At 66.7% G+C, this 24,640-nt stretch carries 26 protein-coding genes; 13 read left to right on the top strand and 13 right to left on the bottom strand.

Translation table 11 applies throughout. The annotated features are described in order from the left end of the window. The first annotated feature begins 72 nt into the window (after positions 1–72). A complete protein-coding gene (locus tag ASC59_RS04200) occupies positions 73–507 on the top strand; it encodes an SRPBCC family protein (protein ID WP_055818633.1) in 435 nt (144 codons plus the stop codon). A gap of 19 nt (positions 508–526) precedes the next feature. On the opposite strand, the gene ASC59_RS04195 is transcribed toward ASC59_RS04200, so the two are convergent. Next, on the bottom strand, positions 527–3,001 hold the full coding sequence (locus ASC59_RS04195) for a DNA gyrase/topoisomerase IV subunit A (RefSeq protein ID WP_055818630.1): 2,475 nt from the start codon (positions 2,999–3,001) through the stop codon (positions 527–529). Between the two features lie 83 nt (positions 3,002–3,084). Here ASC59_RS04195 and ASC59_RS04190 point away from each other — a divergent pair, with 83 nt between their 5' ends. Continuing rightward, a complete protein-coding gene (locus tag ASC59_RS04190; protein WP_235492569.1) occupies positions 3,085–4,236 on the top strand; it encodes an alkaline phosphatase family protein in 1,152 nt (383 codons plus the stop codon). Between the two features lie 93 nt (positions 4,237–4,329). On the opposite strand, the gene ASC59_RS04185 is transcribed toward ASC59_RS04190, so the two are convergent. Further along, a complete protein-coding gene (locus tag ASC59_RS04185; protein WP_055818627.1) occupies positions 4,330–4,932 on the bottom strand; it encodes a DUF3043 domain-containing protein in 603 nt (200 codons plus the stop codon). 108 nt (positions 4,933–5,040) lie between these two features. Here ASC59_RS04185 and ASC59_RS04180 point away from each other — a divergent pair, with 108 nt between their 5' ends. The 5 genes from ASC59_RS04180 to ASC59_RS04160 all read left to right on the top strand — a co-directional run bounded on the left by ASC59_RS04180 (position 5,041) and on the right by ASC59_RS04160 (position 10,186). Continuing rightward, complete coding sequence (locus ASC59_RS04180; RefSeq protein ID WP_055818625.1) at positions 5,041–6,465, top strand: dipeptidase; 1,425 nt, start codon at positions 5,041–5,043, stop codon at positions 6,463–6,465. A 106-nt stretch (positions 6,466–6,571) separates the two neighbouring features. Beyond that, a complete protein-coding gene (gene erpA, locus ASC59_RS04175) occupies positions 6,572–6,928 on the top strand; it encodes an iron-sulfur cluster insertion protein ErpA (RefSeq protein WP_055818623.1) in 357 nt (118 codons plus the stop codon). A gap of 202 nt (positions 6,929–7,130) precedes the next feature. Next, a complete protein-coding gene (gene ctaC, locus ASC59_RS04170; RefSeq protein ID WP_055818621.1) occupies positions 7,131–8,033 on the top strand; it encodes an aa3-type cytochrome oxidase subunit II in 903 nt (300 codons plus the stop codon). A gap of 2 nt (positions 8,034–8,035) precedes the next feature. Next, positions 8,036–9,760, top strand: a complete 1,725-nt coding sequence (gene ctaD, locus ASC59_RS04165) for an aa3-type cytochrome oxidase subunit I (RefSeq protein WP_055818618.1) — start codon at positions 8,036–8,038, stop codon at positions 9,758–9,760. Then, a complete protein-coding gene (locus ASC59_RS04160) occupies positions 9,761–10,186 on the top strand; it encodes a cytochrome c oxidase subunit 4 (protein WP_055818617.1) in 426 nt (141 codons plus the stop codon). 119 nt (positions 10,187–10,305) lie between these two features. Here the strand turns inward: ASC59_RS04160 and ASC59_RS04155 are convergent, their stop codons facing one another. The 5 genes from ASC59_RS04155 to ctaE form a co-directional block, all read right to left on the bottom strand. After that, complete coding sequence (locus ASC59_RS04155; RefSeq protein WP_055818615.1) at positions 10,306–11,118, bottom strand: putative RNA methyltransferase; 813 nt, start codon at positions 11,116–11,118, stop codon at positions 10,306–10,308. Positions 11,119–11,221: 103 nt separating this feature from the next. Next, positions 11,222–12,886, bottom strand: a complete 1,665-nt coding sequence (gene qcrB / locus ASC59_RS04150) for a cytochrome bc1 complex cytochrome b subunit (protein ID WP_055818613.1) — start codon at positions 12,884–12,886, stop codon at positions 11,222–11,224. Further along, positions 12,883–13,959, bottom strand: a complete 1,077-nt coding sequence (gene qcrA / locus ASC59_RS04145; protein ID WP_055818611.1) for a cytochrome bc1 complex Rieske iron-sulfur subunit — start codon at positions 13,957–13,959, stop codon at positions 12,883–12,885. Before qcrA ends, qcrB begins: the two co-directional genes overlap by 4 nt. A 42-nt stretch (positions 13,960–14,001) precedes the next feature. Continuing rightward, entirely contained in the window at positions 14,002–14,814 is an 813-nt protein-coding gene (gene qcrC / locus ASC59_RS04140; RefSeq protein ID WP_055818609.1) for a cytochrome bc1 complex diheme cytochrome c subunit, read from the bottom strand. A gap of 24 nt (positions 14,815–14,838) precedes the next feature. Beyond that, the gene (ctaE, locus tag ASC59_RS04135; protein ID WP_055818607.1) at positions 14,839–15,477 is read right to left on the bottom strand and encodes an aa3-type cytochrome oxidase subunit III; all 639 of its coding nucleotides are present in this window, start codon (positions 15,475–15,477) and stop codon (positions 14,839–14,841) included. Positions 15,478–15,612: 135 nt separating this feature from the next. Here ctaE and trpD point away from each other — a divergent pair, with 135 nt between their 5' ends. Next, positions 15,613–16,665, top strand: a complete 1,053-nt coding sequence (gene trpD / locus ASC59_RS04130; RefSeq protein WP_055818605.1) for an anthranilate phosphoribosyltransferase — start codon at positions 15,613–15,615, stop codon at positions 16,663–16,665. 34 nt (positions 16,666–16,699) lie between these two features. Here the strand turns inward: trpD and glpK are convergent, their stop codons facing one another. After that, on the bottom strand, positions 16,700–18,220 hold the full coding sequence (glpK, locus tag ASC59_RS04125) for a glycerol kinase GlpK (RefSeq protein WP_055818604.1): 1,521 nt from the start codon (positions 18,218–18,220) through the stop codon (positions 16,700–16,702). A gap of 95 nt (positions 18,221–18,315) precedes the next feature. Further along, the gene (locus ASC59_RS04120; protein ID WP_055822810.1) at positions 18,316–19,029 is read right to left on the bottom strand and encodes an MIP/aquaporin family protein; all 714 of its coding nucleotides are present in this window, start codon (positions 19,027–19,029) and stop codon (positions 18,316–18,318) included. 259 nt (positions 19,030–19,288) lie between these two features. Between ASC59_RS04120 and dhaK the strand changes: the two genes are divergently transcribed. From dhaK to ASC59_RS04100, 4 genes are read left to right on the top strand one after another with little or no spacing between them, the layout of a single operon-like run. Further along, positions 19,289–20,290 carry a dihydroxyacetone kinase subunit DhaK gene (gene dhaK / locus ASC59_RS04115; RefSeq protein ID WP_055818602.1) on the top strand — a complete coding sequence of 334 codons (1,002 nt, stop codon included), beginning with the start codon at positions 19,289–19,291 and terminating at the stop codon, positions 20,288–20,290. Between the two features lie 10 nt (positions 20,291–20,300). After that, complete coding sequence (gene dhaL, locus ASC59_RS17575; RefSeq protein ID WP_055818600.1) at positions 20,301–20,939, top strand: dihydroxyacetone kinase subunit DhaL; 639 nt, start codon at positions 20,301–20,303, stop codon at positions 20,937–20,939. 1 nt (position 20,940) lies between these two features. Beyond that, complete coding sequence (dhaM, locus tag ASC59_RS04105; protein WP_055818599.1) at positions 20,941–21,657, top strand: dihydroxyacetone kinase phosphoryl donor subunit DhaM; 717 nt, start codon at positions 20,941–20,943, stop codon at positions 21,655–21,657. A gap of 56 nt (positions 21,658–21,713) precedes the next feature. Next, complete coding sequence (locus tag ASC59_RS04100) at positions 21,714–22,031, top strand: hypothetical protein (protein WP_157487915.1); 318 nt, start codon at positions 21,714–21,716, stop codon at positions 22,029–22,031. A gap of 36 nt (positions 22,032–22,067) precedes the next feature. Here the strand turns inward: ASC59_RS04100 and ASC59_RS04095 are convergent, their stop codons facing one another. Continuing rightward, the gene (locus ASC59_RS04095) at positions 22,068–22,835 is read right to left on the bottom strand and encodes an SDR family NAD(P)-dependent oxidoreductase (protein ID WP_055818595.1); all 768 of its coding nucleotides are present in this window, start codon (positions 22,833–22,835) and stop codon (positions 22,068–22,070) included. 55 nt (positions 22,836–22,890) lie between these two features. Here ASC59_RS04095 and ASC59_RS04090 point away from each other — a divergent pair, with 55 nt between their 5' ends. Beyond that, complete coding sequence (locus tag ASC59_RS04090) at positions 22,891–23,109, top strand: SCO4848 family membrane protein (protein WP_055818593.1); 219 nt, start codon at positions 22,891–22,893, stop codon at positions 23,107–23,109. An 18-nt stretch (positions 23,110–23,127) separates the two neighbouring features. Here the strand turns inward: ASC59_RS04090 and ASC59_RS04085 are convergent, their stop codons facing one another. The 3 genes from ASC59_RS04085 to ASC59_RS04075 all read right to left on the bottom strand — a co-directional run bounded on the left by ASC59_RS04085 (position 23,128) and on the right by ASC59_RS04075 (position 24,576). Continuing rightward, positions 23,128–23,565, bottom strand: a complete 438-nt coding sequence (locus ASC59_RS04085) for a hypothetical protein (protein ID WP_055818591.1) — start codon at positions 23,563–23,565, stop codon at positions 23,128–23,130. Positions 23,566–23,659: 94 nt separating this feature from the next. Continuing rightward, positions 23,660–23,956 (bottom strand): DUF3253 domain-containing protein, encoded by a 297-nt coding sequence (locus ASC59_RS04080; RefSeq protein ID WP_055818589.1) that lies wholly within the window; start codon positions 23,954–23,956, stop codon positions 23,660–23,662. A 176-nt stretch (positions 23,957–24,132) separates the two neighbouring features. After that, the gene (locus ASC59_RS04075) at positions 24,133–24,576 is read right to left on the bottom strand and encodes an iron chaperone (RefSeq protein ID WP_055818587.1); all 444 of its coding nucleotides are present in this window, start codon (positions 24,574–24,576) and stop codon (positions 24,133–24,135) included. Between the last annotated feature and the right edge of the window lie 64 nt (positions 24,577–24,640).

The raw sequence follows: 24,640 nt of genomic DNA, 5'->3' as shown, positions 1-24,640 counted from the left end.
CCCCCGCGATACGGCGTGGGACGGCCCCGGCCCGTCTAGCGGCGGCGACGTGCTCGGCGTACCGTCGGAGCCATGGCCGACTTCACCGCGCACGCTGACGCCTTCATCGCCGCGCCGCCACAGGTCGTCTGGGACGTGCTCACCGGTTCCGACCCGCATCCGGAGATCCTCGCCGGTGCTCGCATCGTGAGCGACTGGGCGCTCGGAGCCGAGATCCGCTGGCTCGGCGAGTGGGAGGGGAAGTCCTTCGAGGACCACGGCCGCGTGCTCGAGGTCGAGGAACCCTGGCGGCTCGTCGTGACCCACTTCAGTCCCATGACCGGCCAGCCCGACGTACCCGAGAACTACCACACGCTTCGTTTCGAGTTGCTCGCCGTCGACGGTGGCACCCGCATCGAGCTCGACCAGGACAACAACCCGACCGCCGAGGCAGCCGAGCACTCGGCGGAGAACTGGCGGGACATGCTCGACGGCATCAGGACTGTCGCCGAGAGGGCCGACGGCTGACGCGCTCAGCTCGGCGAGGTCAGGCGATCGTGGTGCCGATAGCTCCGATGACCGCGTCGAGGGGGGTTCCGGATGCATCCCGCTTGGCACCGGCTTCCGGCAGCGTGCGCGCCGAGCCGTCCGAGCCGACGGCGAGCGGATCGCGACCGACCCACGCTAGCGCGAGCGCGCCCTCCCCCTTGAGGAAGCGCTGGGCGCGCACGCCTCCGGTGGCGCGACCCTTCGCCGGGAACTCGTCGAAGGCGCTCACCTTCGCGGTTCCGGGGTTTGTGCCCAGCAGCGTCTCGCTGCCGGTCGCCACCGTGGCCACCACGACATCGTCGCGCTGGTCGGCGGGAATCGACGTGAAGTGGATGACCGTGGCGTCGGCACCGAGGTTGATCCCGGCCATTCCGCCGGCCGGGCACCCCTGGGGGCGCACGGATGCGGCCGGGAAGCGCAGCAGCTGCGCATCCGTCGCCACGAAGACGAGCTCGTCGGTCTCGCCGCCCTGGACCGCACCGACCACCTCGTCGCCCTTCTTCAGGGCGATGACCTCGAAGTCGGGTCGACTGGGGTAGGGGCCTGTGGCGACGCGCTTGACGATGCCGTGACGGGTCCCGAGGGCGATCGACCGATCGCTGGTGAGCGAGACGATCGCGAGCACCTTCTCGCCCCGATCGCTGAGCGCCAGGTAGTCGCCGACCTTGACGCCGGCGCCGAGCTGCACCGAGGTCTCGGGAAGCACGGGGAGGTCGACAGGGGAGAAGCGCACGAGGCGGCCGCGGTTGGTGACGGCACCGATCTCGGTGCGGCTCGTGGTGTCGAGCGTCGAGAGCAGGGCGTCGTGCTTGCTGCGGCGACGTTGGCGCGCCGGAGCGGCCGGCGCGTCCTCATCGCGCGCGACCAGGTCGACGCGGGCGATGCGCCCGGTGGCGCTCAGGTACACGCGGCAGGGGGCGTCCGCCACCTCGAGGATGGCGGCAGCACGCTTGGCCGCTGCCCCGGCGATGCTCGGCTTCGCCTCGGTGAGGAGGGTGCGGCGCGGGGTGCCGAACCTGTCGGCGATCTCGGCGAGTTCATCGGAGACGAGGGAGCGGATGCGCGCGTCGCTGGCGAGCAGGGTCTCGAGCTCGGCGATCTCGGCCTTGAGCTTGTCGCGCTCGGCCTCGAGTTCGATGCGGGAGAACTTGGTGAGGCGCCGCAGGCGCAGCTCGAGGATGTACTCGGCCTGCACGTGAGTGAGGTCGAACACGTCCATGAGGCGCGTGCGCGCCTGTTCGGTCTCATCGCTGGTGCGGATGACCTGGATGACCTCGTCGATGTCGAGGATGGCGACGAGGAGGCCCTCGACCAGGTGCAGCCGCTCGCGACGACGGTCGAGCCTGTACCGGGAACGGCGGGTGACGACCAGCACGCGGTGCTCGACGTACACGACGAGAAGCTCACGCAGTCCGAGAGTGCGCGGGCCGCCGTCGACGAGGGCGACGGCGTTGATGTTGAAGGAGTCCTCGAGGGGCGTCAGGCGGTACAACTGCTCGAGTACGGCATCGGGGCTGAATCCGGTTTTGATCCCGATGACGAGACGCAGGCCGTTCGTGCGGTCGGTCAGGTCGGTGACATCCGAGATGCCGCTGATCTTCTTGGCGTTGACGCCGTCCTTGATCTTCTCGATGACCTTCTCGGGACCGACGAGGTAGGGCAGCTCGGTGATGATCAGGCCGGTCTTGCGCGCCGTGATCGATTCCACCCGTACCTTCGCCCTGGTCTTGAAGCTGCCCCGGCCGGTCGCGTACGCGTCGCGCACGCCGGAGAGGCCCGCGATGGTGCCGCCGGACGGCAGGTCGGGGCCGGGGACGAACTCCATGAGGTCGTCGAGGGAGGCATCGGGGTGCGCCAGAAGGTGCCGGGCGGCCGCGACCACCTCGATGAGGTTGTGCGGCGCCATGTTGGTGGCCATGCCCACGGCGATGCCGCTCGCGCCGTTCACCAGAAGGTTCGGGTAGGCGGCCGGCAGCACGTCGGGCTGCGTCAGCTGGTTGTCGTAGTTGGGAACGAAGTCGACGACGTCCTCGTCGAGGCCCTCCGTCATCGCCAGGGCCGTGGCCGCCAGCCGCGCCTCGGTGTAACGGGCCGCGGCCGGCCCGTCGTCGAGAGAACCGAAGTTGCCGTGGCCGTCGATGAGGGGCACGCGCAGGGTGAACGCCTGCGCCATGCGCACGAGGGCGTCGTAGATGGCGGTATCGCCGTGCGGATGCAGCTTGCCCATGACCTCGCCGACGACACGGGCCGACTTCACGTGGCCCCGGTCTGGGCGCAGACCCATCTCGCTCATCTGGTACAGGATTCGGCGCTGCACCGGCTTGAGACCGTCCCGGGCGTCGGGGAGAGCCCGGGAGTAGATGACCGAGTACGCGTATTCGAGGAAGGAGCCCTGCATCTCGGTGGCGACGTCGACGTCTTCGATGCGTTCGACCGACTGGGTCTCGGGTGTGGAGTTCTGGCGCGGGGTCATCCGTGGTTTCTCGTCTGGTGGGGCTCGTTCTGGGGCATCGTCGCCGCACGACGGCTGGGCCGTGCTGTGCGAGACTGAGCGCGATGCCCATGGTACCTTCACGCGAATCCGGAGCCCCGCGGCTGGCCGACGTTCTGGCAAGTTGCCGCGCCAGCATCACCGGTGCCGCCAATCCGCTCGGACTCCCTGCCGTCGATCATGCGATCGTGCTGCTCGTCGACGGACTCGGCACAGCCAACCTGCGGGCCTCGGCGGGCCATGCGCGCTTTCTCGCCTCGCGGCTCACGAAGAAGGCGTCATTGCCCGGGGTCTTCCCGGCCACGACCGCCGTCGGCCTCGGCTCCCTCTGCACCGGAGCGCCGTCGGGCTCCCACGGTCTCGTCGGGTACAGGGTTCTCGACGCGGCCCACGACCGCGTCGTCAACCAGCTGAGCGGCTGGGACGACGACATGCGCCCTGAAGATTGGCAGCGACTCCCGACCCAGTTCGAATCTGCGGCGGAGTCCGGCATCCCGGCCTTCGCGGTCGGCCCGTCGCGCTTCGCCGATTCCGGACTCAGCCATGCGCTGCTGCGCGGGGCCGAGTACGTGTCCGCCGGCTCGATTGCGGCCCGCTTCGACGCTGCCCTCCGCGTGGTCGCGGAGAACGGGCGGGCACTCGTCTACGTCTACGTGCCGGAACTCGACATGGCGGCGCACGCACGCGGCTGGCTCTCGGACAAGTGGATCGGCGAGCTCGAGGCACTCGATGCCGAGGTCTCCCGCTTCGCCGCGTCTCTTCCGGCATCCGCCGGCCTCATCGTCACTGCCGATCACGGCGTCGTCGATGTTCCGGCCGCCAGGCACGTGCTCTTCGACACGGCTCCCCAGCTCATCCACGGAGTGCGGCACATCGGGGGAGATCCGCGCTGCCTCTATCTCTACCTGGAGCCGGATGCCGCTGAGACGGCGGCCGACGACCTCGCAGCAGCCTGGCGGGAGTCGGAGGGCGATCGCGCCTGGGTCTACACCCGCGCTGAGGCCGTGGCGGCCGGCCTGTTCGGCGAGGTCGCGGCCGAGGTTCTCCCACGCATCGGCGACGTGATCGTGGCCGCGCGCAAGCTGATCGCCTACTACGACTCCCGCGAGGCGAACCTGGCGCCCCGGTCGATGATCGGCCAGCACGGATCACTCACCGACGAGGAGTCCCGCGTGCCGTGCCTCAGGGTCGGCGCCTACGCTGCCGCCGCGAGCTGACACGCGACACGACCTCATTGCCGCTCACTGCCGCTGGAACGACGAAGGCCGCATCCGAGCTGCTCGGATGCGGCCTTCTGATCGTCGGAGTTGTCAGCTCGGGTACGCCCCACGAGCGACCTGTGCCTTGGGCAGGCGCATGAAGCGCATCTGCAGGGCACGCATGGCGGAGTACCAGCGCACCTTCTCGACCTTTTCGGCGCCGAACTTGGCCGCGAGCCGCTTGGTGAGGCTGAAGCCGAGAATGATCGAGTCGACCACGGCGATGAGGAAGAACCCCCAGAGCGCGAAGATGCCGTACATCTGGATCTCGTAGCTCGGGATGAAGGTGAGCACGATGACGAGGGCCATCACCGGGAGCATGAACTCACCGATGTTGAATCGGGCGTCGACGTAGTCACGGGCGTAGCGCTTCTGCGGTCCGCGGTCGCGCATGGGGAGGTAGCGGTCGTCGCCGGCCGCCATGCCCGCTCGCTGCTTCTCGCGCGCCTCGGCTGCCTTGATCTTGGCTTGGCGGGAGGCCTCCTTGCGGTTGTCGGAGACGAGCGGGCGCTTGCGTGCCGCCTCCTGCTCCTTGCGCGTGGGAGTAGGGGCACCCTTGCCCTGCTTCGTCGCGGAGGAGGCCAGCCGGGCGGCCGTCTCGTCGACGGTCTCGGTCACGGGTTCGGCGCCCTGAGGCGCGGTTTGCTTGGCCACATCAAGTCCTTGGAATCGGTAGGAGTCCAGAGTACCCGGTGAAGCTGGGGGAGCGGCGTGCCGACGGACAGGGAGTCGGGGCAGCCGTCGACCACTAAAATCGACGACATGACGGATGAGCGACTCCCAGCTGACAGCGAATCGACGACGACGGGCCACGATGCGGTGCGCGAGGCCATCGAGACGGACTTCCCCAGCACCATCGCCGACCTCTGCGACCTCGTGCGCATCCCCTCCGTGTCGTGGCCGGCCTTCGACCAGGCCCACGTGCACACGAGTGCCGAGGCTGTCGCGGAGCTGTTCCGCGGACTGGGCGTCTTCGACGAGGTGCGGATCATCCAGGCGCCCGTCGCCGACGGTGAGACGCTGGGCAACCCGGCCGTTCTCGCTGCGCGTCCCGCGCGCAACGGCGCTCCGACGATCCTGCTCTACGCCCACCACGATGTGCAGCCTCCGGGCGACTCCGCGGAGTGGGAGAGCGCTCCGTACGAACCCACAGTGCGAGGGGACCGCCTCTACGGTCGTGGCGCCGCCGACGACAAGGCCGGCGTCATGGCGCACGTCGCCTCGATCCGCGCCCTCGTCGAGGCCCACGGCACGGACTTCGACCTCGGACTCGCCATCTTCATCGAGGGGGAGGAGGAGGCCGGATCGCTCTCCTTCGCGCACTTCCTCGAGCAGAACCGCGAGGCTCTGTCCGCCGACGTCATCGTGGTCGCCGACTCTGGCAACTGGGATCTCGAGACGCCGGCGCTCACGGTCGGCCTGCGGGGCAACGTGGCCTTCCGGCTGACCATCCGCACGCTCTCGCATGCGGTGCACTCCGGGATGTTCGGGGGAGCGGTCCCGGATGCGATGCTCGCGATGGTGCGTCTCCTCGCCACCTTCCACGCTGAAGACGGCTCCGTCGCCGTCTCCGGCCTCATCGGACGCGATGCGGACACGCCGGAGTATCCGGAATCGCAGCTGCGTGCAGAGAGCGGCCTGCTCGACCCCGTCTCGCCCATCGGTCACGGCAGCTTCCTGAGTCGCATCTGGACGCAGCCGGCGATCACCGTGACCGGTATCGATGCACCCAGCGTCGGCAACGCGTCCAACACGCTACTGCCGTCGGTGGCAGTCCGGGTCAGCGCACGCATCGCGCCGGGACAGACCGCGACGGACGCCCTGGCGGTGCTCACCGAGCACATCGAGCGCAACACTCCCTTCGGGGCCGAGGTCGCCATCGACAAGGTGGAGCTCGGAGATCCGTTCCTCGTCGACACCAGTGGCTGGGCCGTCACCGAGGCCAAGGCCGCCATGGCGGATGCCTGGGGCCGCGAGGCCGTCGACATGGGCATCGGTGGTTCCATCCCGTTCATCGCCGATCTCGTTCACGTCTTCCCCGACGCCCAGATCCTCGTGACCGGCGTCGAGGATCCCGACTCGAGGGCGCACAGCCCGAACGAGTCCCTCCACCTCGGCGTGTACAAGCGCTCGGTGCTGAGCGAGGCGTTGCTGCTCGACCGGCTCAATGCCCGCGGTCGTCACTGAGCGGGACGACCGATCGCGGGGGAGCACATCAGGGTTTCCCCGGCATCCCGCAGTACTATGGAACTGATCTTCACAACTTGAGGCGCCCCGCGCGCGAAGGAGCATCATGACTGACACGATCACGACGAGCACGGCGGCCCACGGGGTCGGCCTGAGCGACGCCGCGGCCACGAAGGTGAAGAGCCTGCTGAACCAGGAGGGCCGGGACGACCTGCGCCTCCGAGTCGCGGTGCAGCCCGGCGGATGCTCGGGGCTCATCTACCAGCTCTACTTCGACGAGCGGATGCTCGACGGAGATGCGACCGTGGACTTCGACGGCGTCGAGGTCATCGTCGACAAGATGAGCGTTCCCTACCTCGACGGGGCCTCGATCGACTTCGAGGACACCATCCAGAAGCAGGGCTTCACGATCGACAACCCCAACGCGCAGGGCAGCTGCGCCTGTGGAGACTCCTTCCACTGAGAACTGTCGCCTTCAGCCTCGGGAGATCGTCCGTGCGGACGATCTCCCGAGTGCTTTAAGGGCGGAAAGACGCGGAAAAACTGCGGAATCAGTGCAGACTGGCCTGCCCCGGTGCACACCGGGGCCGGGAGCGCGGAGTAGGCTGGACATGATCAATCACACTTCTCTGTGAAGTGTCCACGAGTCCCCCGAAAGGTCACCGGTGCGCAACAATCGCCGTCTCCGATGGGCTGCCATTCCGATCGCAGCGACGCTAGCCGTAGTTCTTGCCGGGTGCACCCAGGCGCAACTGAACGGTTTCCTCCCCGGTTTCGAGGAGGGCGAGAGCCCCGTCACGAACAACACCTCGATGGTCTCCGGCCTCTGGGTCACCTCCTGGATCGTCCTGCTGGTCGTCGGTGTCATCACCTGGGGCCTCACGATCTGGGCCGTCATCGTCTACCGCCGCCGCAAGGGCCAGACCGGCCTCCCGGTACAGCTGCGCTACAACATGCCGATCGAGATCTTCTACACGATCGTGCCGCTCATCCTGGTGCTGGGCTTCTTCGCCTTCACCGCTCGCGACCAGACGGCCATCGAGTCGCCGTACGCAGAACCCGATGTGAAGATCAACGTCGTGGCGAAGCAGTGGGCGTGGGACTTCAACTACGTGGATGAGGACGTCTACTCGCCCGGCATCCAGGGTCAGTACGAGGACAGCTCGAAGGATGGCAGCGGCGCTCTCGTGGAGTCCGAACTCCCGACGCTGTACCTGCCCGTCGGCAAGAAGGTCGAGATCGCCCTCAACGCCCGCGACGTCATCCACTCCTTCTGGGTCATCGACTTCCTGTACAAGAAGGACATGTACCCCGGGAAGACGAACTACATGTACGTCACGCCCGAGCGCGAGGGCACGTACAAGGGGAAGTGCGCCGAGCTCTGCGGCGAGTACCACTCGGCGATGCTCTTCAACGTGAAGGTCGTCTCCGAGGCCGAGTATGAGGCCCACATCCAAGACCTGCGCGACGCCGGCTTCGAGGGCCAGCTCGGCTCCGACTACGACCGCAACCAGAACCTGCCGGGCAACAAGGAGCCCAGAACCGACTCAGACGAGAGGGGCGAGTAGCCTTGAGCACCACGACCGCACCGGCTCCTGCTCGGACCTTCGGAACTCCGAAGGTCGAGAAGAAGGGCAACATCTTCGTGCGGTGGATCACCTCCACCGACCACAAGATCATCGGGTACATGTACCTGATCTCCTCGTTCGTCTTCTTCTGCGTCGCAGGAGTCATGGCGCTCATCATCCGTGCCCAGCTCTTCGAGCCCGGCCTGGAGATCCTGCAGACCAAAGAGCAGTACAACCAGCTCTTCACGATGCACGGCACGATCATGCTGCTCATGTTCGCGACGCCGCTCTTCGCGGGCTTCGCCAACGTGATCATGCCGCTCCAGATCGGAGCTCCCGACGTGGCGTTCCCGCGTCTGAACGCCTTCGCCTTCTGGCTGTTCCTGTTCGGCAGCCTCATCGCGATCGGCGGATTCCTCACCCCGCAGGGTGCTGCGTCCTTCGGATGGACCGCGTATCAGCCGCTCTCGACCACGACGTTCAGTCCGGGTCTCGGCGGCAACCTCTGGATGTTCGGGCTCGGCATGAGCGGTTTCGGCACCATCCTCGGTGGCGTGAACTTCATCACGACGATCATCACGATGCGCGCTCCCGGAATGACGATGTTCCGCATGCCGATCTTCACCTGGAACACCCTGGTGACGTCGCTGCTGGTGCTCATGGCGTTCCCCGTTCTCGCGGCCGCCATCCTCGCCGCCGGTGCAGACCGCGTGTTCGGCGCCCACATCTACGACCCCGCCAACGGCGGAGTCATGCTGTGGCAGCACCTGTTCTGGTTCTTCGGCCACCCCGAGGTCTACATCATCGCCCTGCCGTTCTTCGGCATCGTGTCCGAGATCCTGCCGGTGTTCAGCCGCAAGCCGATCTTCGGCTACAAGACGCTGATCTACGCGACGATCGCGATCGCGGCCCTCTCCGTCACGGTCTGGGCCCACCACATGTACGTCACGGGTTCCGTGCTGCTGCCGTGGTTCGCCCTCATGACGATGCTGATCGCGGTGCCGACGGGCGTGAAGATCTTCAACTGGATCGGCACCATGTGGCGCGGTTCGGTGACATTCGAGACGCCGATGCTCTGGACCCTGGGCTTCCTCATCACCTTCGTCTTCGGCGGGCTGACCGGAGTCATCCTCTCCAGCCCTCCGCTCGACTTCCACGTGTCGGACACCTACTTCGTGGTGGCTCACTTCCACTACGTCGTGTTCGGAACCGTCGTGTTCGCCATGTTCGCCGGATTCTACTTCTGGTGGCCGAAGTGGACCGGAAAGATGCTCAACGAGCGCCTCGGCAAGATCCACTTCTGGATCCTCTTCATCGGCTTCCACACGACCTTCCTCGTCCAGCACTGGCTCGGAGTCGTCGGCATGCCGCGTCGCTACGCCACGTACCTGCCCGATGACGGTTTCACCTGGATGAACCAGCTGTCCTCGGTCGGCTCCGCCATCCTCGCGCTCTCGATGGTGCCGTTCTTCCTGAACGTCTACATCACTGCGCGTCGTGCTCCGCGCGTGACGGTCAACGACCCCTGGGGCTACGGAGGATCGCTCGAGTGGGCGACGTCGTGCCCGCCGCCGCGACACAACTTCACGTCGATCCCGCGCATCCGCTCCGAGCGTCCTGCCTTCGACCTCAACCACCCCGAGGCCGGGCTCCCAATCGGAATCGGGCCGGCCAAGGATGCGCCGGAAGCTCCCACGTATGACGCCACGAAGGACGAGGTCAAGTAGATGAGAGTCAACGCCGTCCTCCTCTGGGTTCTCGCCGCCTTCTTCCTCGTCTCAGCGGCCGTGTACGGCTTCTGGACGTGGCTGGACTCCGGCGCCGACCAGCGGATCGAAGCCGTGGGCACGATCGGCATGCTCCTGTGCGCCGTTCTCGCCGCGTTCATCGCGTTCTACGTCGGCCGCGTCCACAGCGCTCAGGGCGGGGAGCTTCCCGAGGACCGCCTCGACGCCAACATCGACGACGGCGACGCTGAACTGGGCTTCTTCAGCCCGTGGAGCTGGTGGCCGCTGCTGCTCGGCGCGTCGGTCGCGATCAGCTTCCTCGGCCTGGCCGTCGGATTCTGGCTGACCTACTGCGCCGTCGGGCTGGTTCTCATCAGCCTCGTCGGCTGGGTCTACGAGTACTACCGCGGACTCTTCGCCCGCTGATCCACCACATGGAAGCGCCCGGCACGTTCTCGTGCCGGGCGCTTCGTCGTTCTGTCCGCGCGTGCGGGGGAGTCGCGGCGCCGCACGCAGGAGAACTGCCCGTCTGCGTGACGCGGCCTCTATCGCCTTCTCAGGCTCACGATGTCGACGGATGCCGTGACTCGTTCGGAGCGTCCGTCAGAGGCCGGCGCCCGGTGGTGCGCCGCAGGTCCCATGCCCAGGAGATGCTCGACGGCGCCCCCGTCGAGATCCATCGCGTACGCCACCGTCTCGACCCCGATGGAGTCGAAGAGGGCTGAGGCCTCCTCCTGCAGGCGTTCAGCCTTGTCAGCCGGCACGTCGAGGGCTCGGCCATCCGCGCGCAACTCTCGCAGGTGGTTCCCTGACGGCACCACGACGATGAGCCGCCCGTTCGTGCGGAGGACCCGCTGGAACTCGGGCAGGTTGCGCGGGGCGAAGACCGTGAGAATGACGTCGGCGCATCCGTCGCGCAGAGGGAGAGGTCGCCACGTGTCGGCGACGACCCCGTCGCTGCCGGTGGTGCGCACCGTACGCCGCACGGCCTCGGGGGAGAGGTCGAGTCCCAGAGCGCTGACACTGCGCTCCGCCGACGCCGCGAGCACGCCGGCGAGGTAGAAGCCCGTGCCGCAACCGGCGTCGACGATGCGCTCGGCGTCCTTCGGCACGGCGGCGGCCACGGCGTCGCGGATGGAGTCGTAGTGCCCTGCCGCGAGGAAGGCGTCGCGGTCGTCGAGCATGGCGGCGTCATCGCCGGTCATGCGGTCGTTGGCGGCGACGAGGTTCACGTACCCGCGCTTGTTGACGTCGAAGGAATGGGCGTTCTCGCAGCGCAACGTCAGCGGTGCGGCATCCGTCAGCGGCGCACCGCAGTGCGGACAGCGCAGCCACTGCGCCAGAGTCGCCATGGTCATGACCGATCACCCGGTGTCGTCGTCCGTGAAGCGTTCAGAGAACAGAGAAGCGCCGATGACGATGATGTCATCGGCGCCTCCCAGCGATTCGGATGGAACGCCTCTAGTGGGCGGTCTTCTCGTCGAGCTCGTGGTGGGCATCGTGGTGGCCATGGGCCGCCTCGAGCTCCGTCCTCGTGACCGGCGAGATGCGGTCCTCGAAGAACCAGCGCGAGAAGCCGGCACGCAGCCGCTGGCCCACCGTGATGCGACCCTGAGCGTTCGGGCGGATCATGAGCGGTGCGTAGTCGGCGTAGCTGACCAGGCGCCAGCGCTCGTAGTCGGTGAGCGGCTCGTGCACCTCGATGAACTCACCACCGGGCAGCTTCACGATACGACCCGTCTCGTAGCCGTGCAGCACGAGCTCGCGGTCCTTCTTCTGGAGGGCCAGGCACACGCGCTTCGTGACGAAGTAGGCGATGAAGGGCCCCACGATGACCACGAACTGCAGGGTGTGGATGACACCCTCCATCGTGAGCTTGAAGTGCGTCGCGACGATGTCCGAGCTCGCAGCCGCCCAGAGGCCGGCGTAGAACGTCACTCCGGCGGCGCCGATGGCGGTGCGGGTGGGGACGTTGCGCGGACGGTCCAGGATGTGGTGCTCACGCTTGTCGCCCGTGACCCACGCCTCGATGAAGGGGTAGATCATGGCGAGCACGATGAACAGTCCGAGCGCAGCCAGCGGGATCAGGATGTTGAACGACCAGGTGCGGTCGAGCCAGACGAACTCAAGTCCCGGCGGAATCAGGCGGAGGGCACCGTCGGCGAACCCGATGTACCAGTCCGGCTGGGTTCCCGCCGACACCGGGGAGGGGTCGTATGGACCGTAGTTCCAGATCGGGTTGATCGTGAAGAACGACGCGATCAGCATGATGATGCCGAAGACGATGAAGAAGAATCCACCGGCCTTCGCGGCGTACACCGGGAGCACGGGCTGACCGACGGCGTTCATGTTCGTGCGACCCGGGCCGGGGTACTGGGTGTGCTTGTGCACAACCAGGAACAGCAGGTGCAACGCGATCAGCGCCACCACGATGGCCGGCAGCAGCAGGATGTGCAGGGTGTACAGGCGTCCCACGATCACCTCGCCGGGGAACTCGCCGCCGAACAGCAGGAACGAGATCCAGGTTCCGACGACCGGAATTCCCTTGACCATTCCATCGATGATGCGCAGGCCGTTGCCCGACAGCAGGTCGTCGGGGAGCGAGTAGCCGGTGAAGCCTTCGGCCATGGCGAGGATGAACAGCACGAAGCCGATGACCCAGTTGAGCTCGCGCGGCTTCCGGAACGCACCGGTGAAGAAGATGCGCATCATGTGCAGGCCGATCGAGGCCACGAACAGCAACGCAGCCCAGTGGTGCACCTGACGCATCAGCAGGCCGCCGCGGATGTCGAACGAGATGTCGAGTGTCGACGCCATCGCCGTGGACATCTCGATGCCCTTGAGGGGCACGTACGAGCCGTCGTAGATGACCGGGGTCATCGCAGCCTGGAAGAAGAAGGTCAGGAACGAGCCCGAGATGAGGATGACGACGAAGCTGTAGAGAGCGACCTCGCCGAGGAGGAACGACCAGTGATCGGGGAAGATCTTCCGGCCGAGCTCCTTGACCATCGTCGAGACGCTGGTGCGCTCGTCGATGTAGTTGGCGGCGGCGGCCGTGAAGCCGCCTTTCTTCTCGACGGCGGTAGACGTCGTCGGGGGTGCCTCAGGTGTAGTGGCGGTACTCACGAACGCTCCCAGAAGCTAGGTCCGACTGGTTCAAGGAAGTCGCTCTGCGCGATGAGGTAACCCTCGGAGTCCACGGCGATGGGCAGCTGGGGGAGCGGTCGCTTGGCCGGCCCGAAGATGACCTCGCAGTGGTTCGACACATCGAACTGCGACTGGTGGCACGGGCAGAGGAGATGGTGCGTCTGCTGCTCGTACAGGGCAACGGGACAGCCGACGTGCGTGCAGATCTTGGAGTACGCGACGATGCCGTCGTACGACCAGTCAGCCCGCTCGGGGAGCTCGTTGAGGTCCTCGGGACGGAGACGCATGAGGAGGACGGCCGCCTTGGCCTTCTCCTCCAGCTTGCCGTGCTCGAGGTCGTTCAGGTCTTCGGGGATCACGTGGAACGCGCTGCCCAGGGTGACGTCGGTCGCCTTGATGGCGACGCCGCTCGGGTCGAGTGCGAGTCGCGTGCCCTTCTTCCACATCGTGTGGGAGAGGAGCTCGACGGGGTTCTCGTCCTGCGGTGCGAGACCGCGGAACAGAACGACGGCGGGCAGCGGGAACACGATGAGCGCCCCGATGAGGGAGTTGCGGATGAGCGTGCGACGCCCGAATCCGGACTCCTTGTTCGCCACGTCGAAGATCTCGACGGCCGCGGCACGCGTCTCGTCACTTCCCCGGGTGAGGTGACGGATGTCGACACCCTCGTCGTCGACCATGAGCGCCTTGCCCCAGTGAACGGCACCGAAGCCGATCGCGAGCAGGGCGAGAGTGAGGCCGACACCGATGAACAGCGTGTTGAGACGCACGTCCCCGACGTTGTTCGACTCGATCGGGAAGAGCATGTAGGCCGCGATGGCCCAGATGCTGCCGACGATCGAGAGGTAGAAGAGCGTGTAGACCGTGCGCTCGGCTTGCTTCTCCTTCTTCGGATCCAGGTCGGTCACGCGCTTGCGGTGCGGGACCAGTCCGGGGTCGGTGAAGGCGTCACGCGAGACCACGGCTGTGCCGGGGTGCGCCTCGTCGTGATGGTCGGCGACCGACGAATCGGCGACGGTGAGATCCTTACCGTCGTTATCGTCCTGTGCCATGGTTCTCCTTTTCGCGCTGGGTCATTGCCGTGCTTGTCGCGGTCAGTTCGACTTCGCCGTGATCCACACGGTCAACGCGACGATGGCGCCGAGACCGAAGATCCAGATGAAGAGTCCCTCGGCGACGGGGCCGAGTGAACCGAGTTCGAAACCGCCGGGTGAGCGGTTGTCCTGCACGTACTGGAGGTAGGTGATGATGTCGCGCTTGTCTTCGGGCGAGATGTTCAGGTCGTTGAAGACAGGCATGTTCTGCGGACCGGTCACCATGGCCTCGTAGATGTGGACACCGGTGACGGTGTCGAGGGCCGGGGCGAACTTGCCCTCGGTGAGTGCTCCACCGGCACCTGCGACGTTGTGGCACATCGCGCAGTTGATGCGGAAGAGCTCTGCACCGTTGGCGGGGTCGCCGCCACCGTTGGTGAGGTGATCGTCGGGGATCGCCGGGCCGGGGCCGAGCGAGGCCACGTAGTTCGCCAGCGCCTTGACCTGCTCGTCGGTGAACTGCGGAGGCTTCTCCTCGGCCTGCGGGCCGTTCATCTGCATGGGCATGCGGCCGGTGCCGACCTGGAAGTCCACGGCCGCGGCTCCGACGCCGATCAGGCTGGGACCGCTGTTGGTTCCGGCAGCGCCCATGCCGTGACAGGTGGCGCAGTTGGCCTGGAAGAGCTTCTCGCCCTCCTCGATCGTCGACTGGGCTGCGATCTGGGTCTCAGCGGATGCCGTGCTGGTGTTCACTGCGGCGTAGGCGCCGCCGGTGACACCGAGGCCGATGGCGATCAGGGCCACCGTGGCGAGCGGATGCCGCCGACCGGTCTTGCGGCGGCTGGCGCCTGCGGATTTCTTGTTCTCTCGCATGGGGACGGTGTTCGCTCCTGATTCCTATTTGAGAACGTAGATGACCAGGAAGAGCCCGATCCAGACGACGTCGACGAAGTGCCAGTAGTAGGACACGACGATGGCGCTGGTGGCCTCCTTGTGTCCGAAGTTCTTGACCGCGAAGACGCGGCCGATGACGAGAAGGAAGGCGATGAGTCCACCGGTGACGTGCAGGGCGTGGAAGCCCGTCGTCAGGTAGAAGGCCGAGCCGTAGGCGTCGGACGCGAGGGTGACCTGCTCGCTGACGAGCGTCGCGTACTCCCAGACCTGGCCGGCGACGAAGATGGCGCCGAAGGCATAGGTGAGGAAGAACCACTCGACCATGCCCCACTGGGTGGGCTTCCAGCCGGTGCGCCTGGGCTGCATCCGCTCGGCCGCGAACACGCCGAACTGGCACCAGAAACTGGAGATGACCAGGATGATCGTGTTGATCGTCGCGAACGGGACGTTCAGCTTCTCGGTCTGTGCCGCCCAGAGATCTGGGCTGGTCGACCGCAGGGTGAAGTAGATCGCGAACAGGCCGGCGAAGAACATGACTTCACTGCCGAGCCAGACGATCGTGCCGACCGCTACTGAGTTCGGCCGATTGATGGCTGGCGTGGTTGCCCGCGGAGTTAGTACTGTGCTCGTCACGCTTTCCATTATGGCCGAATCCGGAGGGGGTTTTGCCCATTCGGAGGGGTCAGTCGCGCCGAACTGGAGGTTAGGACAGCCTAAGAAGACCGGGGAAGACCTGAGAATCCGCGGTGAAAGGCTGGGAGCCATAGGGTGGATTCCATGCTCGAATCCCAGACGTGGCCGAACGTTCTCGCCTCCCTCCTGCGCGGTGAGGACCTCAGCGTCTCCGATGCCTCTTGGTGCATGCAGGAGATCATGACCGGAGAGGCGACGGATGCTCAGATCGCCGGCTTCCTCGTCGCCCTGTCGGCCAAGGGGGAGACCGTCGACGAGATCGTCGGATTCCGCGATGCGATCCTCGACAACGCCGTGCCGCTGCCGGTGCCGTCGATGGCACTCGACATCGTCGGAACCGGGGGAGACCGTGTCGGCACGGTCAACGTGTCGACCATGTCGGCCATCATCGCGGCGGCATCCGGCGTTCCCGTCGTTAAGCACGGGAACAAGGCGGCCAGCAGTGCCTCCGGATCATCGGACGTGCTGGCTGCGCTCGGCCTCGACCTGACGCTTCCGGCCGAGAGGGTGGCCGCGATCCTGGCCGAGACCGGCATCACCTTCGCGTTCGCCTCGGCCTTCCACCCCGGCTTCCGGCACGCTGGCCCCGTGCGGTCGAGCCTCGGCATCCCGACGGTCTTCAACTACCTCGGTCCGCTCTGCAACCCCGCCCGTGCCGAGGCGAATGCCGTCGGCGTCGCCAGCCTCGAGCGCGTGCCCCTGTTCGTCGGCGTCTACCAGACGCGCGGGGCGACGGCCCTGGTGTTCCGCGGCGATGACGGACTCGACGAGCTCACCACCACGGGACACAGCCACGTGTGGGAGGTGTCGCGCGGCCTCGTGACCGAGCACGACATCGATCCGCGCGACCTCGGCCTGCCCAGGGCCAGGATGGCCGACCTGATCGGCGGGGACGCGGCCCACAACGCCTCGGTCGTGCGGTCGCTGTTCGCGGGGGAGACGGGTCCGGTTCGCGACATCGTCCTGCTGAACGCCGCTGCAGGCCTGGTCGCCTACGACCTCGCGAACAACGCGGCCCTCGTCCAGACCAGCATTCTGGAGCGCTTCGCGTCGAAGATGGCCGTCGCCGCGGAGTCCATCGACAGCGGGGCGGCATCCGCGAAGCTGGAGGAATGGATCGAGGCGTCCCGTCACTGATGACGGAACGCCTCGATGTCCTCTGAGCTGAAGGTCAGCCCTGCTCGACGTCCTCGTCGACCCAGTCGAAGGTCTTCGTGACGGCCTTCTTCCAGAGACGGATCTGACGGTCGCGCTCGGCGTCATCCATCTTCGGCTCCCAACGGCTGTCCTCCTGCCAGTTCTTGCGCAGGTCGTCGAGGTCGCTCCAGAAGCCGACAGCCAGACCGGCGGCGTACGCGGCACCCAGCGCCGTCGTCTCGGCGACGACGGGACGCACGACGGGCACGCCCAGGATGTCGGCCTGGAACTGCATCAGCGTGTTGTTGGCGATCATGCCGCCGTCGACCTTGAGTTCCACCAGGTCGACCCCGGCGTCGGCGTTGACGGCCTCGAGCACCTCACGCGTCTGGAAGGCCGTGGCCTCCAGAGCAGCGCGCGCGATGTGGCCCTTGTTCACGTAACGCGTGAGGCCGACGAGGGCTCCGCGCGCATCCGAACGCCAGTACGGGGCGAACAGGCCCGAGAACGCCGGAACGAAGTACGCACCGCCGTTGTCGTCGACCGTCTTCGCGAGGTCCTCGATCTCGGGGGCGCTCGAGATGATCCCGAGGTTGTCGCGCAGCCACTGCACGAGCGAACCGGTCACGGCGATCGAGCCCTCGAGGGCGTAGTGCGGCTTGTTGTCGCCGATCTGGTACCCGAGCGTGGTGAGCAGGCCGTTCTTGGAGTGGACGATCTCCTCGCCGGTGTTGAAGATCAGGAAGTTTCCTGTTCCGTAGGTGTTCTTCGATTCGCCGGTGTCGAAGGCGGCCTGTCCGAAGGTGGCCGCCTGCTGGTCGCCGAGGATTCCGGCGATGGGGGTCTCGCGCAGCAGGCTGTGCGAGTCGGCCTCGCCGAACACTCCGGAGGACGGGAGGATCTTCGGGAGCATCGACTTCGGAACGTCGAACGCGGCGAGGATGTCGTCGTCCCAGGCGAGCGTCTCCAGGTCCATGAACAGCGTGCGGCTGGCGTTCGTGACGTCGGTGGCGTGAACACCCCCGTCGGTTCCGCCGGTCAGGTTCCAGAGCACCCAGCAGTCGGTCGTGCCGAAGAGCAGGTCGCCGGCTTCAGCCTTCTCGCGCGCTCCGTCGACGTTCTCGAGGATCCAGACGATCTTGGTTCCCGAGAAGTAGGTCGCGAGCGGGAGGCCGACCTTCTGCTTGAACCGCTCGACGCCGCCGTCCTTGGCGAGGCGATCGACGATCGACTGCGTGCGGGTGTCCTGCCAGACGATGGCGTTGTAGACGGGCTCGCCGGTGTTCTTGTCCCAGACGACCGCGGTCTCGCGCTGGTTCGTGATGCCGATGGAGGCGATGTCGTGGCGGGTCAGGTTCGCCTTGCTCAGTGCCTGGCCGATCACCTCGCGAACGTTGTTCCAGATCTCCTTCGGGTCGTGCTCGACCCAGCCGGCCTTCGGGAAGATCTGCTCATGCTCGAGCTGTCCGGTCGAGACGATGGATCCCGACTTGTCGAAGACGATGGCTCGGGAACTCGTGGTTCCCTGGTCGATGGCGATGACGTAGTCAGCCATGGTGTACCTCTTTCATTCTGGATGGTGCTGGATTGACGTGGGAATGGCAGGCGCACAGGGGCCGGCCCCACGGGGGCCGACCACCGCGCGGCACGTCAGGTGAGGATGGGGAGCAGGAACAGCGCAGCCCATCCGGCGAGGAGTCCGCCGATGACGGGTCCCACGACGGGAACCCAGGAGTACGACCAGTCGCTGGCGCCCTTGCCCTTGATCGGGAGCAGGAAGTGCACGATGCGCGGGCCGAGGTCACGGGCTGGGTTGATGGCGTAGCCCGTCGGACCACCGAGCGAGGCACCGATCGCGATCACGAGGATCGCCACGGGAAGCGCTCCGAGGGCCGCGAGGCCGCCTTCACCCTGCCTGCCGCCGCCGAAGGCGATCACGACGAAGACGAGGACGAACGTACCGATGATCTCGGTGACGAGGTTCCAGCCGTAGCTGCGGATCGCAGGGCCGGTGGAGAAGACGCCGAGCTTGTTTCCGGGGTCGGGCTCCTCGTCGAAGTGCTGCTTGTAGGCCAGCCACACGAAGAAGGCACCGATGATCGCGCCGAGGAACTCGGCCGCGATGTACGTGATGACGGAGACCGGATTGACGGGCACCCCTGATCCGAACTCCGTCGCGCCGTTGGCGACGAGCCCGAGCGTGACCGCGGGGTTCAGGTGCGCACCGGAGTTGTACGCGACGATCACGCCGGAGAAGACCGCGAAGCCCCATCCGATGTTGACCATGAGGAAGCCGCCGTTGAAGCCCTTGTTCTTGATGAGGGCTACGTTCGCGACAACGCCGCAACCGAGGAGCACCAGCATCGCCGTTCCGACGACCTCCGAGAGAAATACGACACCGAGATTGTCCACTTGTGACCTTCCTTCGTCTGGCGCGCATCTTTGCGCGCTCGACATCACCCTATTGCCGTACCCCGTCCGGGGGAACGACGCGCGCGCATTTGTTCACCAGCCCCTTACCCCTGCGGCCACCACCGGGCTAAGTTGAGCAAGGGGACACCCGTGCGTCAGTGTCGATGCGCACAAACGTGCAGTAGGCAGGCGCCCTCTCGGAAGGAATTTCGTGAAGAAGCTCATCAACGATCCGAAGAACGTCGTCAACGAATCGCTCGCCGGATTCGCCGCAGCGCACAGCGACCTGGTGCGTGCGGAGTACGACCCCAACTACGTGGTTCGGGCGGACGCTCCTGTTGCCGGCAAGGTCGCCATCATCAGTGGTGGCGGAAGCGGGCACGAACCGCTGCATGCCGGATTCGTCGGCTTCGGGATGCTCGATGGAGCCGTGCCGGGCGCCGTCTTCACCTCGCCCACTCCCGACCCGATCCTCGCAGCGACAAAGGCAGTCGACAGCGGTGCCGGAGTACTGCACATCGTCAAGAACTACACCGGCGACGTGCTCAACTTCGAGACCGCAGCCGACCTCGCCGCCGCTGAGGGCATCGAGGTGCGCGCGGTCGTGACCAACGACGACGTCGCCGTCAAGGACTCCCTTTACACTGCGGGGCGGCGCGGCGTCGCCGGAACCGTGCTGGTCGAGAAGATCGCCGGTGCTGCAGCGCAGCGAGGAGACGACCTCGACGCCGTGACGGCGATCGCCGAGAAGGTCAACGCCCAGGTGCGCTCCATGGGCGTCGCCCTCACCCCCTGCATCGTCCCGCACGCGGGGGAGCCCAGCTTCGAACTCGCCGACGACGAGATCGAGATCGGCATCGGCATCCACGGCGAACCCGGTCGAGAGCGGATCAAGCTCGAACCGGCGGATGCCATCGTCGAGCGGATCCTCGGGCCGATCGTCGAGGACATCCCGTTCGCATCCGGAGACAAGGTGCTGCTTCTCGTCAACGGGATGGGCGGAACACCGCTCGTCGAGCTCTTCATCGTCTACCGCCACGCTGCCGAGGTTCTGGCAGCACAGGGCATCGAGGTGACACGATCACTGGTGGGCAACTACACCACCGCGCTCGAGATGCAGGGCTTCTCGCTGACGGTGCTGAAGCTCGACGATGAATTGACCGAACTGTGGGATGCCCCTGTGGAGACAGCTGCGCTTCGCTGGGGTCGATAGGAGACACGCAATGGCGCTGGGCCTCAGCTGGACACTCGACTGGATCCGTCGTTCCGGTGCCGTGATCGCCGACAAGCGGGTCGAGCTCATCACGCTCGACCGCGCGATCGGCGATGGCGACCACGGCGAGAACATGGATCGCGGCTTCCAGGCCGTGGTTCCGAAGCTCGCCGACCTCGATGATGATGCCACGCCGGGCGACGCGCTCAAGCTCGTGGCGACGACACTGATCTCGACGGTCGGGGGAGCGGCTGGACCTCTGTTCGGAACGGCCTATCTCAAGGCCGCGGTTGCTGTCGGTTCCGCCTCCGAGCTGGATGGCGCCGCCATCGTCGCGTTGCTGACGGCCGCACGCGACGGCATCGTGCTGCGTGGCAAGGCGGAGATCGGAGACAAGACCATGATCGACGCCTGGACGCCCGCTGTGGATGCGGCCGAACAGGCTCAGGCATCCGGGGCATCGGAGGTCGAGATCCTCGCCGCGGCGGCCGACGCCGCAGCCGAAGGAGCTGCGGCGACGGAACCCCTGGTGGCGCGCAAGGGGCGCGCGAGCTACCTCGGCGACCGGGCCATCGGACACCGCGATCCCGGTGCCCAGTCGACCGCGTACATCCTGCGCGCCGCCGCCGACGCCGCACAGGCGGCGTGACGTGGGGGAGGGCGATCCGCTCGTCGGCCTGGTGATCGTGTCGCACAGCGTCAAGATCGCGGAGGGCGTCGTCGAATTGGCTGCCCAGATGGCGCCGGAGGTCGTCATCATGGCGGCTGGCGGAACCGACGACGGCCGCATCGGCACGAGCTTCGACCTCATCTCGACCGCGATCGAGCGGGCCGATGCCGGAGCCGGCGCTGTGATCCTGTGCGACCTCGGTTCGGCGATCCTCACCGCTGAGACCGCGCTCGACTTCCTCGATGACGACGTGCGAGGCCGGGTTCGGATCGCGGATGCGCCCGTGGTCGAGGGTGCCGTGGCCGCGGCAGTGACTGCGCAGACCGGGGGAGACCTCGAGGCGGTGCTCGCGGCGGCGTCGACAGCGAATGGCGAAGCGCTCTCCGCACCGGCATCCGACCGCTCCGATGCATCGGATCCAGCGGATTCCTCCGGTGGCGATTACACGCGCACGCTCGAGCTTGTGAACAAGGACGGCCTGCATGCAAGGCCGGCAGCCGAGCTCGTCAAGCTCGCCGCGAGCTTCGATACCCCAGTCACGGTCAATGGCACCAATGCGCGCAGCCTGCTCGGAATCATGTCGCTGGGGCTCACCCAGGGCGCGACGGTGTCGATCGCGGCAGCGGATACCGCTGATGGGCGCTCGGCCGTCGACGGGGTGGCCGATCTCGTGGCGTCGGGGTTCGGAGAGCTCTGAGAACCGCCGAAATCGACACTGTCTGAGACCCCTCGGACGGGGGTACCATGTTCGCCATGGTCAAGGAAGACGCTCGACGCAAGGAGAACGCCTACGCGCATTTCTTCGAGTGGGTCGACAGCAAGCTGTCGCCGGCCTTCGGGGAGAGCGCACCGGTCGCATACGACGACACCGAGAGACCGGCGCCCCAGTCGGCCTGTCCGATCTGCGGCCATGTCATGGAGGAGCACGAGATCGAACGATCGACGCTCAACACCGTCGTCGAGTGCCCGACGGGGGAGAGGCTGCCCCTCAAACCCGACAACGAGCCGCTGGACGAGTTCGGCATGCCAGCATCCGCGGAGCGGCGGGAGAAGGTCGCGCGCCGACACTGACCCGGCAGGCGGTCCGATCCGGCCCGATCGCCGCGTTCAGTTGCCGCCAGCGACGCGAATGTTGGCGCCGGAGATGTAGGACGCGTCCGGTCCGAGAAGGAATGCGACGGCACCGGCGATCTCATCCGGCTGGCCGGCCCGACGCATGGGGATGCGGGGAGCACGTTCCGCCGGCGCGTTCGGCCGACCCGCGCTGGCGTGGATCTCAGTGTGAGTGGTGCCGGGGGAGACCGTGTTCACGCGCACGCCGTACGGCCCGAACTCCTTGGCGAGGCCGAGGGTCATGGCGTCGAGGGCCGCCTTGCTCATCGCATAGGGGATGTAGGTGTCGGGTGCTCCCGTCGTTGCGGCCCCCGACGAGATGTTCACGATGGCTCCGCCCGCGCCACCTCGGTTCACGGCCATGTGGGCGATGGCCTGCTGCGACATGATCAGCGGGGCCAGGTCGTTGACGGCGAAGACGCCGCGGGACTCCTCGGTGTCGAGTTCGAGGAATCCGCCGATGCGCCCGGTGATCCCGGCATTGTTCACGAGCCCGGTGAAGGATCCGAAGTGCTCGAGCACTGCGGGAACGACTGATGCGGCCTGAACGGCGTCGCCCAGGTCGCAGGGGAGCACGAGCACGCGGGCTCCGGTGGCACGCAGGGCCTCGGCCACCGCCTCGGCATCCGCGCCCCGTTCCCGGTACGTGATCGCGATGTCGTGACCATCGGCCACGAGGCGTTCCGAGATCGCCCGGCCGATGCCCCGCCCGCCGCCGGTGACGATGGTGACGGGCCGACTGGACGCGTTCTCGATGCTCATCCACCCAGCCTATGACCGTCGGCCGCCGGAGATCGGCGCCAGTAGGCTGGCCCGGATGGACACTCTGCTCGCTGTGCTTCTCCTGGTGAATGCCGTCTTCAACGTCGTGGTCTGGCCGACCTTCCTGCGGAGGATCGCCGCCGACCCGAGGGCGCGTGACGCCGACGGACGGCGCACGAAGTTCTACACCGTGCATCTCGTCCTGATCAGCGCTGCACTGGTGATCGCTGCGGTCTCGGGCGTGACCGCCATCGTGGCTCTCGTCATCGGCTGACCGCCGACTGCGCTCGCTTCAGTCGAAAGCGGCCGCCTCGATGATGAACTTCTTCTCGATCTCGACGAAGAAGGCTGCCGCCAGGCGCTCGAACTGGTCGACAGTCAGCCTGATCCGCTCGCCGAAGGCTATGCCCGTCACGCTCGTCGCCGGGTCGAGAGCGAGCTCCGTGCTCGGCTGCAGGATGCCGCCGTGGTTGATGAGCGAATCGACGAGCACCTCGACCTCGTTGAGGGCGTTGCCGTCCGTGCCCGTCACCAGATGGAGACGGTGGACGAACGGTCGGTCCAGCGCGAGCAGCATGGCGTTGAAGAAGCTGGGGGAGAAGACGTCGAGAGCCGCGAGCCCGGCGGGATCGGTCACCGTCGCGGCCAGCACCTCGTACGCCGCGAGCTGGTCGACGATCTCCGAGCGTGCGTGGTCGAGTTCATCCTGCGTGAAATTGCGGCCGAGCATGGGCGCTTCCTTTCGTCGCGGCGGGTCGCGGCTGACGGCAGCCCGTCGGCTCAGTGTGTCAGGAGCGGGGGCCCGCCGTCACCTTGCCCGGCCATCAGTCCCGACGACGCCGCCTGATCCGAATCGGTCCCGTCGCCGTGGACGGATCGACGACAAGCCCGCCCTGAGTGATCTCGACCTCGCCCGCGGCGACCAGGCGTCGGGCTGCGCGCCTGACGGGATTCATGAGGGCACGCCACTCGGATTCCTCGGAAGTCACGGCGCGGGCGACATCCGACGGACAGATCGTGGCAGACGGCGCGCGTGCGTCGAGCATCGTCGTGATGCGTTCCTCGAGCTCGAGCTCGGAGGCGCTGGTCTCGTCGGCGCTGGTCTCGTGCGAGGGATGCATGCTCCCAGTGTGCGCCTTGCCGCCGAGAGATGCTCGTCGGCAGGAACGCGGTCGGGGCAGGGCACGCCAGCAGTTGAAATCACCCGCGTGACAGATTACTTGTCATAATGTGCATTATCGGACACATGACATCAGGTATGGAGGAGGATCCTGACCATCCGGAGAATCCCGACGATTCAGCCCACGGCCTTCTTCACGAGGGCGGTGATCGCCTTCTCCGACTCCGCCGTCAGCGAGGTGATGGCGAAGGACGTCGGCCACATCGTGCCGTCGTCCAGGTTCGCCGAGTCGTTGAACCCGAGCGTCGTGTACCGCGTCTTGAACTTCGACGGGTTCTGGAAGAAGCAGACGATCGCGCCGCCCTTCGCGTACGCCGGCTGACCGTACCAGAGCCGTGGATCGAGTTCGGGAGCAGCCTCGGTCACGACGGCGTGAAGACGCTCGGCGACAGCACGTTCCTCATCAGGCATCTCCGCGATGGCCGCCAGGACGGCCTTGATCGCTTCCTCCCGGTTCGCGGATGCCTTGAGCTCCTTCGCTCGCTCCCGCATCGCCGCTCGTTCCTCGGCGGTGAATCCGGACTTGGTGTTCTTGCCTGCAGACGTGGATGCCTCAGCCATGGTCTTCCTTTCCTGAACGTTTCCTGAGAGCAATCGTATCGGTTGACCGGTCCTGGCGCTTCTC

The sequence above is a fragment of the Leifsonia sp. Root1293 genome (genome assembly GCF_001425325.1).
Taxonomy (GTDB): Bacteria; Actinomycetota; Actinomycetes; order Actinomycetales; family Microbacteriaceae; genus Orlajensenia.
The sequence above is the reverse complement of the archived record's forward strand: the minus strand, read 5'-3'. Positions and strand labels throughout refer to the sequence as shown.